Below are 13,497 nucleotides of genomic sequence, written 5' to 3' on the forward strand. Positions count from 1 at the left end.
TCACCTTTTCTGGTGAATCTTCCATTTGCTCTAGAATACGAGCCATTTCATACGTGGTTAACGACATTACTTTTTGAGTTCCGTTATGGTGTCAGGAAAAGTCTGAGTGACAAATATACACGCCTTACTTACATTGGAAAATACTAAATTACACTGATTTACGCTTTCGCAAAGCTCGAGTGCCAGTTCTTCCCTGCTTTTGTAAACAGAACGACCAACGCAGGTAATAGGACCCACATATGAATTGCGATCAAGGTTTGTGGATCCAGAGATAAGCGTTGCAGTGTACCCACCAACAAACCAGAGCCACTCATTTGGAACAATCCAAGCAGTGCAGCTGCCGTGCCCGCCTTATCACCAAACGGTTCTAACGCTTTCCCTGCCGCTGCACCCAGAATGAATGCAAAACCTACAGAAGACATGAAGATAGGTAGCATGAAAGAAAGCGCGGTATTCTGACCATTCATCACTAGCATGATCACACCTGCGAGACCCAGAGTTGAGATCCCGGTGACCAAGGTGTTGTGAGTTCCAACGCGCTCCATAAACTTAGGCGCCAGCATACATGCCGCAATGTTTATCACCGCATTTACACCAAACCAGAAAGTGAATTCATTCATCGACAGCCCCATCCCCGTCATCAATACCGACGGTGCTGAGGTAACGTAAGCAAGAATAACCGCCATCGCCATCAAGCATAATGACGCATGGAAAACAAAAGATGGTGTGCTAAGCACTGCCCAATACCGACTAAGCTTAAACACCGCTTGCTTTTCTGTTGACGGGTTAGTCTCTTTCATCATGAAAAACATCAATGATCCAGACACCACAGCAAAACCCGCCATAAAGCTAAAGTTAGCACGCCAGTCAAATTGCTGAGTTAACCAGCTACCTAGAATTGGAGCTAAAGCCGGAATGAAACAAATCGCACCGTTAAGGTAGCTGATCATTTTGCCGCTTTTTTCCGGGCCAAAGATATCGCGAACTGTTGCAAAGGCTGCTACCGATGTCGCACACGCACCTAAGCCTTGTAGCAGTCGGGAAACCAACATCCACTCAATATTTTGAGCACTCCACGCCAATAAAGCGCTCATCGCGTAAATGGTGATACCGCCCAATGCAACAGTTCGACGTCCGAGTTTATCTGCTAAGGGACCTGCGAATAGCTGACCAACACCCATAGCAAATAAGAACCAAGTGATCGTGTCTTGTGCTAGCGCATTATCGACCTGAAAAGTGGAAGCAATAAGAGGTAAAGCAGGTAGATAAATATCAATCGCTAAAGGACTGAAAAGAACCAAAAGGGTCAATAACGCCATCTGTTTTTTACTATTAGAAAACTGGCTAGACACACAACACTCCGAATTGGATAAAGAACTTTGGGTAAAGCTTAATCATCTGATGATATGAATGGAAATGATGTATAATCATGAGCATTATTCCTCAGAGGAAATTCACTGTGAACGTCGAAAAACTGGCTCGTATCGATTTAAATCTATTGGTCTGCTTTAAAGTGCTGATTGAAGAGTTAAATGTTACTCGTGCGGCCCACCGATTGTGCTTAAGCCAATCCGCCGTAAGTAAATCACTGGCTAAACTGCGCATTCAATTTGATGACCCGCTTTTCACTCGAAACTCACATGGATTAACACCTACGCCGCGCGCATTGTTTCTTAAACCGAAACTGGATCTGTTGATAAATCAGTTAGAAGTGCTGACTCAACCCGAAGAGTTTTCTCCGCAAAGCAGCGAATACCGTTTTCAAATAGCAGCGGTAGAGAGTGTCTACCCTCTCATTCTACCCCATTTCTTACCGGCGATTTTTCAACAAGCACCTGGCGTGACAATCAGCACACACCCGTGGTCGGATAATACATTTAAAATGCTTCAACGCGGCGAACTGGATTTAGGCCTAACTGGAAAAGATATCGATATAAACGATGCCAAGCTGACTCTTCAACCACCCGATGACATTTGCGAGTTGGAAATTTATCGTGATTACCAAATGTGCATCATTCGCAAAAACCATCCTGCGCTAAAACAACCTTGGAATCTGGAAGCCTATCTCGCCCTACGCCATGTACAAGTACGCTGTGATGGCAACGACCGTTGGTTGCTGGATTATCGCCTTGCAGATATTGGCGCCGACCGCGATATTGCCGTCACCGTGCCCGACTTTAACAGTGCCGCAAGTTTATGTTCATACACCGACTTTATCTTTACTGCGCCAAGTCATTTTGTGCAACTTGCGGCCAAACAGCTTGATTTGGTCGTGCTGCCACTACCGTTAGAATTCCCACCTATGGCTTACACTTTATTCTGGCACCGAGATAGAGAAAACGACCCTGCATTAGGCTGGCTACGTACGATGATCACACAAAAAACCGATCACCTTAGATAAAAACACCGCACTCAATTTGCGCTTAGCGGCTAAAATGAGTAGCTTAACTGTCGTAGTCCTTTTTGGCTCATCTATGGCCTAGTTGTACTCCGACTCTATTGAAGTGATTGCGAACCTCAATGGAATCGTAAACTGCATGAAGCAGATGGAAACAGCTCCCACACCTGAGCATGAAGGAGCGGTAATTTGAAGGAATAACACAGATGCACAACGATACCCAAAGCCGCGTGAATGCAATCCGCGAATGGCTAGCACAACATAATATTGATGCCCTACTTGTCCCACATGAAGACGAGTACTTGGGCGAATACGTACCAGCGCACAACGAGCGTTTACATTGGCTAACTGGCTTTACTGGTTCTGCTGGTGCTGCGGTAATCACCAAAGACAAAGCCGCTATCTTTGTTGATGGTCGCTACACAGTACAAGTAACAAAGCAGGTTCCTGCTGATCTATTCGAATACCGTCACTTGATTGAAGAGCCTGCACTAGATTGGATTAAAGACCATCTTGCAAATGACGCGTCTGTGGCAATCGACCCTCGCATGCACAACTCTGCTTGGCTAGACATGGCACAAGCAAAACTTGCAGGTACCCTTGAGCTTAAGATTCTCGATAGCAACCCAATTGATGAACTGTGGCACGACCGCCCTGCTCCTGTGGTTTCTGATGTTCGCCTAATGGCAACAGAAACAGTTGGACAATCAAGTGAAAGCAAACGCCAAGAAATCGCAGAGCTCGTGAAAAAAGCCGGTGCAGACAGCGCAGTGATCACAGCACTTGATTCTATCTGTTGGTTGCTCAACGTTCGTGGTCTAGATGTCTCACGTCTACCAGTTCTTCTTTCTCACGCGATTCTGCACTCAGACTCAAGCGTGGAATACTTCCTAGATCCTGCTCGCCTACCTGCTGAGTTTGACGCTCATGTTGGTGCCGGCGTGACGGTTCATCACCCAGAAGCATTGCAAGCACGACTAGAAAACCTAACTGGCAAGAATGTACTGCTTGACCCTGCGACAAGTAACGCGTGGTTTAAGCTGGTTCTACAAAACGCTGGCGCATCTGTGGTGAGTAAAGCTGATCCATGCCTAATGCCAAAAGCAGCAAAGAACGCTGTTGAAATCGCAGGCATGAAAGCATGTCATATCCGTGATGGCGTAGCGATGAGTAAGTTCCTTTCTTGGTTAGATGCTGAAGTCGTTGCGGGTAACCTGCATGATGAAGCGACGCTGGCAGACAAACTGGAAGCGTTCCGCAGCGAAGACCCGACACTTATGGATCTTAGCTTCGATACTATCTCGGCAGCAGGTGGCAACGCGGCGATGTGTCACTATAATCACGAGAACCAACCTGAACCTGGCAAGCTAGAACTGAACACACTTTACCTAGTGGATTCAGGCGGTCAGTACCTAGATGGCACGACAGACATCACGCGTACCATCGCGATCGGTCAGCCTTCACAAGAGATGATTAAACAATTCACTCTCGCGCTAAAAGGCCACATCGGTGTTGCACGTGCACGTTTCCCGAAAGGCACACGTGGTTACCAAATCGATACGCTAGCTCGTCAGCACCTGTGGGCGGAGGGCTACGATTACGATCACGGTACTGGTCACGGTGTTGGTCACTTCCTAAGTGTTCATGAAGGTCCAGCAAGCATTTCGAAGAAGCAAATCGACGTGCCTCTAACAGAAGGCATGGTGCTGTCCAACGAGCCAGGTTACTACCGTGCGGATGCGTTTGGTATCCGTATCGAGAACCTAGAGCTTGTTGTTGAAACCCCAACTAACGGTGACTTCCCTGTTCTGTCATTCGAGTCGCTAACACGCTGTCCAATCGACAAGCGCAACATCAATGTTGATATGCTAACTCGTCCAGAGCTTGCTTGGTTGAATGATTACCATCAGAAGGTATGGGATGAGATCAGCCCACTTGTTGAGGGTGATGTGAAAGAGTGGCTTCGTCAAGCAACACTACCAGTAGCACACAGCTAGAAGCTAGAAGCTAGAAAAAGTAGAGGGTTGATGTTTTGCATCAACCCTCTTTTTTTGCCTATGTTTCACGTGAAACATAACGATGACCAGTGGCTTTATTTATTGCTTAACCGGAATACGCTGAGTGCCAATCTCGCCATACAGGGTCAAAACCTTTGGCTCGAATCATATTTTCCACAGAACCCGCGCTTCGTTCGTCACTGATCTCAAACTGCTCGAGTTCAGCATCATCCATCGCATAACCACCCGGCTGAGTTTTCGATGCAGCAGACATACTAGTGATGCCTAACGGTAATGCATTGTCTCTGAACTTCGGTGATTCACGAGTCGATAATGACAACTCCACTTCTGGATTCAACAAGCGATAAGCGCAAATCAACTGCACAAGCTGTTTATCCGTCATGACTGATTTTGGTTGGAGCGCACCCTCACAAGGACGTAAACGTGGGAAAGAAATTGAGTAACGAGTCTGCCAATACGTGCGCTCAAGATAGTCCAAGTGCGCTGCCACATAAAAACAGTCGGTACGCCACTCTTCCAATCCTATCAAAGCACCAATACCGATCTTATCGATGCCTGCTTTTGCAAGACGATCGGGTGTATCCAATCGGTATTCGAAATCCATCTTATTGCCACGCAGATGGTGCTCGGCGTAAGTCGAAGGATGATACGTTTCTTGATAAACCATCACCGCATCTAAACCCAATGTCTTGAGCTCAGCGTATTCGTCTTGATCAAGTGGCTGCACTTCCATCGCCAAATAGTTAAAACGTTGCTTAATCATCGGCACCATTTCGCGGAAGTATTTCATACCCACTTTAGTTTCGTGCTCGCCAGTCACCAGCAATACGCTATCAAACTTCATGCGCTTGATGGCTTCGACTTCTGCTGCCACTTCGTCCCGATTCAAGGTACGACGCTTGATTCTATTCTCCATTGAGAAGCCGCAATAAGTACAGGCATTGGCGCACAAGTTAGAGAGGTATAATGGAATGTAAAGCGACATGGTATTACCAAAGCGCTTACGAGTTGCCGAATATGACAGTTGTGCCATCTGCTCTAAGTACGCTTCAGCCGCTGGTGAAATTAGCGCTTTAAAGTCTTCCAAATCACGCTTGGGTTTATTCAATGCTCGCTCGACATCTTGTGCCGTTTTCGCGTAGATCGACATTGAAATGTCATCCCAATTCAGCTGCTTAAATTGTTCAACGAAGCTCATGTTTTCCTCGCTTAATAGCTAAACCAATCTAGGACTAAAGCTCATCTAGGAATGACGTCAGTGGACTCGACGCAACCGCATGAGAAACCTTACCAGCAAGTCCGGCTTCATAAGCCATACTCCCCGACTCTACCGCCAACTTAAATGCCTTCGCCATCGCAACGGGATCGCTCGAAGCTGCAATCGCAGTATTGACGAGCACGGCATCCGCGCCCATTTCCATCGCACGCGCGGCATGTGAAGGAGCACCAATACCCGCATCAACAACGACAGGAACATTAGCTTGGTCGATGATGATCTCTAGGAAATCGTGAGAAACTATCCCTTTGTTGGAACCGATCGGCGCACCTAATGGCATGACTGCAGCACAGCCTACTTCTTCCAATCGTTTACACAGAACCGGGTCAGCATGACAATAAGGAAGGACAATGAAGCCTTCACGAACCAGTTGCTCAGCGGCTGCTAGTGTCTCAATTGGATCGGGCATCAAGTACTTCGGGTCTGGATGAATTTCTAGTTTTAACCAGTTTGTACCTAACGCTTCTCTCGCCAATTGTGCTGCAAACACAGCATCTTTAGCATTCTTTGCACCTGAGGTGTTCGGCAATAAGTTCACACCCGCTTGTACTAACGGCAGCAAAATATCGTCTTGTTGGTCGTTCACATCCACACGCTTCAACGCCATGGTCGCAAGTTGAGAACCCGAGACTTGAATCGCTTCTGCCATTAATCGGCTGTTGGCAAACTTCCCTGTTCCCGTGAACAGTCTTGATTCGAATTGTTTATCACCAATTTTAAGCATCGACTTTAACCCCCTGCGATCGCTTGAAACAAAGAGATGCTATCTCCCTGTGAAAGAACTGTGCTAGCCCACTCACTGCGCGGCACAACATTGTTATTAATTGCAAAAACACAGCCCATTTCAGGCAGCGCAAATTGACTAATGATTTGCTGTAGATTTGACTCACTGGCAACTTGATGTGACTGGTCATTGATGACAATAGTGATCACATCTAAGTCAGCAGCTGTCATTTGTGTTGTTTGTTGTTCTGATAACGTCATTGCTTCCAACTCTCTTAATTCTGGCCATTACTCGTAAACTAAATCTGAGCACACACTTGGCACTGTTTATCTTTACTTATCGCCATGGTTTGCCATTGCAGCTTCAATCCATCGAACAGGTGTAACTTGGCAGTCTCGACATGAAACTTTCCCGTCGCCAATTTTTGAATTGCCGCAATCGCTTGGTAGTTGCCAAGTGTGCCCACCACCGGACCGACGACACCGCTCTCACTGCACTTTTGCGTTTGCGGTAATTCGTCAAACGGATACAAACAGCGGTAACAGGCTTTACTCTGCGCTTCTTGTTCACTTGGTGTTTGATAATCAAAGACAGCGAATTGCCCTTGCCAACCAATTGCCGCCGCCGAGATGAGCGGTGTATTTTGCTCGAAACAAACTTGGTTAATGAGCTGGCGCGTTGGCATGTTATCGGTGCAGTCGAGCACCACATCCGCTAGCATCACCTCAAGCTGCAGCTGTGCTTTGTCTAATCGCCTATTGAGAGCACGAATTTGGACCATAGAATTAAGTTCAGTGAGTTGCTTTACAGTCGCTTTTGTTTTCGCAACTTGGATGTCTTGCTCACGATAAATGATCTGACGTTGTAGGTTACTGCTATCAACTTCATCGTCATCGACCACAACCAATTTACCAACACCCGCTGATGCCAAGTACAAACTCGCTGCGCTCCCTAACCCACCACAACCGATGATCAGCACATGCGATTTGCTCAAGCACTCTTGCCCACTTTCAGCAATTTCAGGCAGAGCGACTTGGCGTTGATAGCGAAGGAACTGCTTATCCGTGAGCATGCTCACCTCTCTTGCTATGCGCCAACTCAATATTCTTATCAGTAAACGTTAGCTGTCTTTCCTTCATCAGTTGTGCGAAGAACTCGATGACCGATTGAGGTGATTCTGCCAACGTAAGAGCTCGCACAACTGCCAAACTAGAAACACCTGTTTGCCAAACTTGGGCTGCATTAGATTGGTCAATACCACCAATCGCAACCGTCGGAAAGCCAAGCACATTGTCACTAACTGCTTTGTCTTTTGAAGGACGGAAAGCAGCCTCTGTGTTTGTATAAGGAATGCTATCAATCAGCTTTTGATACAGTGCCAAGCGCACCAAGCCTTGTGGTTTCGATGGCATCTGTTTTGTGGTGGTTGGGAAAATATGCCCTAGTGCGATGTAGCTAGGATGAATTTGTACGATGCGCAGTAGTTCGTAATAACCATGCGTAGAAAGACCAAGACGAATGCCGGCTTTAGTTAGCTGAGCCAAATTCGATTCTTCTATGTCTTCTTGTCCTAGGTGAACGCCATAAGCGCCATGCTTGATTGCCAACTGCCAATAGTCATTGATGAACACTTGTGCTTGATACTGACGACCTAGCTCAATTGCTCGAATGATCTGTTGTTCTAAATCGGCTTGTTGTGGGTTCTTGATTCGCAGTTGAATAGTGTTGATGCCTAGTGGCAGTAGACGCTCAATCCAAGCAACATCATCAACGACTGGATAGAGCCCTAGACTTTGCTTAGTTAGAGTTGGAAAGCTAACACTCTCGCCTTGTGCAGACCAACCAACTTGAATACCTAGTCGCTTATCCTCCAGTACAGGTATGGGGAAATCATCAAATTGATCAGCCCACTGAGTAGATCTTCCCTCGTCAAGGTTGTCATTCAACAGTGTTTCACGTGAAACATTCGCTTGTTGAGTTAGCATTCCTCGAGCAAGTGTTAACGCATCTTCGATAGGAAAATCGAGTACTGTCAGCGTTACTGTCCAAGCAAGGTGATGTTCGGGATCGAACATTGCGTTGAGTTTGGACTTAACAGAAAGCGCTCTCACTTCGTCGTTGATTGGGTGACGCCAGATATCAAGCTGAAGCACTTTCTCCTTTTCATCGGAAACCTGCGTATCAGCAATGCCAATATAAATCGCTTTCGACGGTTGCTTAGCACACGCTTCTACCGACAAAGCAGAACGGTAATAGAGAGTAAATGAACACTCAGGCTCAAAGTTATGTCCACCAATAAGGTCAGTCGTTATATGTGTAATCTGTTGGTCGCGAACAAGCTGAATAGATTGAGTTGGGCTCACACCCAACTCAATGTCTTCGATGCTAAAACCCTGTTCTTTCGCCAACAACAAACATTGCTGAACTAAACCTGTCAGTTCAATCAATGATGACGGAATAAGGATTTTGCTCATTAGTCACTTACCTCGGCATGTGCTGCTGGGTGGTATAGCTCGGAGCCTGACTCTCTAAATTCTTGCGATTTCTGACGCATCCCCTCAAGAGGATCATCCAGCATTTTGATCGAGATAGCTTGGTCCGCAGCAACTTGCTCAGTGTCTTTCGCATATTCTCGAACCTCTTGCGAAATCTTCATCGAGCAGAACTTTGGTCCGCACATCGAACAGAAGTGAGCGACTTTTCCAGACTCTTGAGGCAAGGTTTCATCATGGAAAGCACGCGCGGTATCTGGGTCGAGCGACAAGTTGAATTGGTCTTCCCAACGGAACTCGAAGCGAGCTTTAGAAAGCGCGTTATCACGAACTTGTGCACCAGGGTGTCCCTTCGCTAAATCAGCGGCGTGCGCAGCAAGCTTGTAAGTGATCATGCCTACTTTCACGTCTTCTTTGTTTGGTAAACCGAGGTGCTCTTTCGGAGTTACGTAGCAAAGCATTGCACAGCCATACCAACCAATCATGGCAGCGCCGATGCCTGAAGTAATATGGTCGTAACCAGGAGCGACGTCTGTCGTCAATGGACCAAGGGTATAGAAAGGAGCCTCATGACAGTGCTCTAACTGCTCTTCCATGTTCTCTTTGATCATATGCATTGGAACATGACCAGGGCCTTCAATAATCACCTGTACGTCGTATTCCCACGCAATCTTGGTTAACTCACCAAGGGTACGAAGCTCTGCAAATTGCGCTTCGTCGTTAGCATCGGCCACCGAGCCAGGACGCAGACCATCACCGAGAGAAAGTGCGACATCATACTTAGCACAGATTTCACAGATCTCTCGGAAGTGGGTATATAAGAAGCTTTCTTGGTGATGCGCTAAACACCATTTCGCGATGATAGAGCCACCACGAGAGACGATGCCAGTAACGCGTTTTGCAGTCATTGGCACATAACGAAGTAGTAAACCGGCATGGATAGTAAAGTAGTCAACGCCCTGCTCTGCTTGCTCAATCAGGGTATCGCGCATCACTTCCCAGTTAAGGTTTTCCGCAACACCATTCACTTTCTCAAGCGCTTGATACATTGGTACGGTACCGATCGGAACCGGACTGTTACGTAGAATCCACTCGCGAGTTTCGTGGATGTTACGTCCAGTAGAGAGATCCATAACGGTATCTCCACCCCAACGTGTCGCCCAAACGAGCTTCTCTACTTCTTCCTCAATCGAAGAAGTGACCGATGAGTTACCGATGTTGGCGTTCACTTTGACCAAAAAGTTACGTCCAATGATCATTGGTTCGGATTCTGGGTGGTTAATATTGGAAGGGATAATAGCGCGACCTTCGGCGACTTCTTTGCGCACGAATTCGGCGGTAATATCTTTTGGTAGGTTCGCTCCGAAGCTTTGACCCGGATGCTGTTGATTCAGCACTTCATCGCGATACTTGGCACGCCCCATGTTTTCACGCAGCGCGATATATTCCATTTCTGGGGTAATAATACCTTTGCGAGCATAGTGCAATTGAGTCACACAATGGCCATCTTTGGCACATCGAATACGTGGTAGATTTCCGTAACGAAGATCGTCTAGCGTTTCATCTTCTAAGCGCTCTTTGGTGTATACCGAGCTTACTTCATCAAGTAGCTCAGTATCGGCACGCTCTTCAATCCACCCTTCTCTCAGCTTAGGTAAGCCGCTATAGAGGTCTATGGTGTGCTCTGGATCTGTGTATACACCCGACGTATCGTAAACGCGTACTGGCTCATTAGGTTCGAATATAGGCGCTTCTTTTGTGCCTCCAATAAGGCTATCAGCGAGTGATATCTCACGCATTGGCACACGAATATCTGGACGTGAGCCTTCTACGTAGACTTTGCTTGAATTGGGGTACGGTTGTACCGAGAGTGTATCAATGAACTGTTTTGCTTCCAGTCTCGCTTGTTTGCGACTCGACATAGCATTTTTCCTTGCTTTGTTATACTAGATAAAAAGTAATTGGATAAAAATGCTTGGCGGATAGATGCGACAAGAGGAGTCAAATTAAGGCTAGTTAAAGCTTACGATATTTGCCTGTAACAACATTCGACTTTTGATAGGTCAACCAGAAAGAACTCCGGTGTGAATATCTTCTCTTGTTCCCTTCGCAGATTCTAATCTGATCAGGTTCAACGGATCCCGAATTAACGGTCTCAGCCTTATGGCACTCCGACAAGTGATGTCAGTATATAAAAACGGCTTGGTGAAACCAAGCCGACCTGTTCAATTTTTAACTACTTTGCTAGCTGCGCATCAATAATTGAAAGCCAATCCACGCCGCTGAAATACTTAACACGACATTCAACAATACGTTCAACCCCATCTTAAAGAAAGCGCCCTGCTGCATAAGCAAAACATTATCCATCGAGAAGGTGGAAAACGTCGTTAGTGCGCCTAAAAAACCCAAGCCAATCACTTGTCGCCAAGGTTCCGTTGCCAAAAGTTCATTATCGAAAGCTGCTATCAATAAGCCCATCATAAATGAGCCAACAACGTTAACAGTTAACGTACCATATGGAAAACCACGCCCCAATAAAATGACACAAAGTTCAGAAATTAAGTAACGAGAACATGCACCAAATGCACCACCCAATGCAATAAAACCCAAAACGGATAGTTGTCCCATAATTCCCCCAGAAAAGTTAATGGCGACATTGTAATCAAATTTACGGCAATAGTGATTATACAATCTTAGAATTCAGCAAAGTATAGCGCTTAAAACTTATCAAGATTTTAAAAGTTACAGGAGTCACTTTACTTCAATGTACCCCATCAAACCCGTCTTCATATGTTCAATTACATGACAATGGTACATCCAACGCCCTGGGTTATCTGCAACAAATGCCGCTTTCGCACTGCCGTTTTTTCCAAGTAAGACCGTATCGGTATGAAACGGTTCGTCGAGTTTTTTTCCATCTAACTCAAGAACCGTAAATGTGTGTCCATGAAGATGAATAGGATGATGATATTGGGTGACGTTCTTTAGGTTGAAGATATAGGTTTTTCCCATCTCCAATGTTGAAAGCGGCGCTGGAATATTATCTTTGCTCATTCCCTCCCAAGCCCGTTTGTTCATCAGCCAGAATTGGGGGATCGCTTTGCCCGATTGATCAGCAGGAGTGATCGCCCCCTCCCACTCAAACACATAATCGATTTGCTCTGCATTTTTCAAATCGAGAGCTGGCACAGGGTTGAGAGGTAATAAAGGCAGTTTCTGGTTGTTCGACAGGTCAGACTCAACAACGTCAAACTCGCACAAAGGGAATGGGAAGCGTCCTTTCATTTGACGCACATAAACACGTTTTCCAGCCTTTGGAGCAATCAATCCGACATCTAACCTCATTCCTGGACCAATTTTATGCTGAGTGAGCTTATAAGGCGTTTTAACAGGGTTACCATCAATAGCAATAACCCAAGCCTCTGCACCTTCAATAGCGATCGGGTAAGTAATGGTGTTATCGACATTAGCAATTCTTAATCGCGTGGTAGCATTCTGCTTCAGCGTATAAACAGGTTCATGCACACCATTGACGCTACTCCACTCTCCGGGAGTCCCCATACGAGCGCTCAAGCGCGGTACCATAAGGTTCTTCCACTGACCTTGTTTGTCTAAATGCCAATGCTTTAGAACTATTTCCTGTTCTTCATCAAATAGAACAGGCTCAGCCTCTTCAACGACAATTAGCCCAACTAAGCCCATACCAAGTTGCTTAACGCTATTCATGTGAGGGTGATACCAAAACGTGCCTGCATCTGGCGGTGTAAATTCATAAACGAATGTTTCACCCGGCATGATAGGCGGCTGGCTTAAGAAAGGTACACCATCCATTTCAATAGGGATTCGCAAGCCATGCCAGTGGATTGTAGTCGGCTCTGAAAGCTTGTTAGTAAACCGAATTATAACTTTCTCGCCTTGGCGACATCGAATCGTAGGCGCTGGAATCGAACCATTAAATGCGAGTACGTCTGTGTTAAACCCAGGGACCAATTCTGCAGTAGAAGGCTCTGCAGTGATATCGTATATATATTGCCCCTGCTTATTAGTGCTCCTAGATAGAGAACATGCAGGTAGGACGGCAAGCGCGGAGATTGCTAAGGATGATTGAAGAAAGCGTCGACGAGATATATCCATACATAGTTACTCATTAATCCAGATCGGTTGAGTGTAACTAAATATAAATAGTGATTCCCCTTTATTATTAAAATTTCGGGCCACTGATCATTACAGCTAACTGTAGTTTCGTTCGTTCAGTAGATTAAATGCTGCCAAAGTACAGCAGAAAGCCATACTTACGGGATAAGAGTAGAAATAAGCTGTAATAATGAGAAGAAACCAGATACAAAAAAGGCTCTGACCTAAGTCAGAGCCTGATATGTGGCAGGGGTGGAGAGATTCGAACTCCCAACACGCGGATTTGGAATCCGCTGCTCTGCCAATTGGAGCTACACCCCTATGGAATTTTCATATTCTAGATTTGACAAAACCTCGCATAAGCGAGGTTGTCGATATTAAGTGGCGGAGTGGACGGGACTCGAACCCGCGACCCCCGGCGTGACAGGCCGGTATTCTAACCAACTGAACTACCA

Annotated in this window: 11 protein-coding genes, 1 tRNA gene and 1 riboswitch; of the genes, 2 read left to right on the forward strand and 10 right to left on the reverse strand. The window is 46.2% G+C overall.

Annotation, left to right across the window (positions count from 1 at the left end; all coding sequences use genetic code 11):
• Positions 1-158: 158 nt before the first annotated feature.
• The gene (locus tag R7070_RS23695; protein ID WP_005382927.1) at positions 159-1,352 is read right to left on the reverse strand and encodes a multidrug effflux MFS transporter; all 1,194 of its coding nucleotides are present in this window, start codon (positions 1,350-1,352) and stop codon (positions 159-161) included.
• Positions 1,353-1,459: 107 nt separating this feature from the next.
• Here R7070_RS23695 and R7070_RS23700 point away from each other — a divergent pair, with 107 nt between their 5' ends.
• Both R7070_RS23700 and R7070_RS23705 read left to right on the forward strand, forming a co-directional pair.
• Positions 1,460-2,401 carry a LysR family transcriptional regulator gene (locus R7070_RS23700; protein ID WP_005378791.1) on the forward strand — a complete coding sequence of 314 codons (942 nt, stop codon included), beginning with the start codon at positions 1,460-1,462 and terminating at the stop codon, positions 2,399-2,401.
• A gap of 203 nt (positions 2,402-2,604) precedes the next feature.
• A complete protein-coding gene (locus tag R7070_RS23705; RefSeq protein ID WP_318141316.1) occupies positions 2,605-4,395 on the forward strand; it encodes an aminopeptidase P family protein in 1,791 nt (596 codons plus the stop codon).
• Between the two features lie 106 nt (positions 4,396-4,501).
• Here R7070_RS23705 and thiH read toward each other — a convergent pair whose 3' ends face one another.
• From thiH to R7070_RS23750, 9 genes are all read right to left on the reverse strand, one after another.
• Positions 4,502-5,614, reverse strand: a complete 1,113-nt coding sequence (gene thiH / locus R7070_RS23710; RefSeq protein ID WP_170890944.1) for a 2-iminoacetate synthase ThiH — start codon at positions 5,612-5,614, stop codon at positions 4,502-4,504.
• 34 nt (positions 5,615-5,648) lie between these two features.
• Entirely contained in the window at positions 5,649-6,416 is a 768-nt protein-coding gene (locus R7070_RS23715) for a thiazole synthase (protein ID WP_064368863.1), read from the reverse strand.
• A gap of 5 nt (positions 6,417-6,421) precedes the next feature.
• Complete coding sequence (gene thiS / locus R7070_RS23720; protein WP_005378804.1) at positions 6,422-6,676, reverse strand: sulfur carrier protein ThiS; 255 nt, start codon at positions 6,674-6,676, stop codon at positions 6,422-6,424.
• Positions 6,677-6,714: 38 nt separating this feature from the next.
• A complete protein-coding gene (locus R7070_RS23725; protein WP_064368864.1) occupies positions 6,715-7,488 on the reverse strand; it encodes a HesA/MoeB/ThiF family protein in 774 nt (257 codons plus the stop codon).
• Positions 7,475-8,890, reverse strand: coding sequence for a thiamine phosphate synthase (locus R7070_RS23730; protein WP_132937343.1), 1,416 nt, complete (start codon positions 8,888-8,890; stop codon positions 7,475-7,477). The genes R7070_RS23725 and R7070_RS23730 overlap by 14 nt, the downstream gene beginning before the upstream one ends.
• Positions 8,890-10,830, reverse strand: coding sequence for a phosphomethylpyrimidine synthase ThiC (thiC, locus tag R7070_RS23735; protein ID WP_256900725.1), 1,941 nt, complete (start codon positions 10,828-10,830; stop codon positions 8,890-8,892). The genes R7070_RS23730 and thiC overlap by 1 nt, the downstream gene beginning before the upstream one ends.
• 163 nt (positions 10,831-10,993) lie before the next feature.
• A riboswitch (TPP riboswitch) is annotated at positions 10,994-11,092 on the reverse strand.
• Between the two features lie 60 nt (positions 11,093-11,152).
• Entirely contained in the window at positions 11,153-11,536 is a 384-nt protein-coding gene (crcB, locus tag R7070_RS23740; protein WP_005378811.1) for a fluoride efflux transporter CrcB, read from the reverse strand.
• A 123-nt stretch (positions 11,537-11,659) separates the two neighbouring features.
• A complete protein-coding gene (locus R7070_RS23745) occupies positions 11,660-13,042 on the reverse strand; it encodes a multicopper oxidase family protein (protein WP_170897651.1) in 1,383 nt (460 codons plus the stop codon).
• Between the two features lie 244 nt (positions 13,043-13,286).
• Positions 13,287-13,363 (reverse strand) — tRNA-Trp (locus R7070_RS23750).
• Between the last annotated feature and the right edge of the window lie 134 nt (positions 13,364-13,497).

This window comes from Vibrio sp. 1557 (genome assembly GCF_033340175.1).
GTDB classification, from domain to species: Bacteria; Pseudomonadota; Gammaproteobacteria; order Enterobacterales; family Vibrionaceae; genus Vibrio; species Vibrio alginolyticus.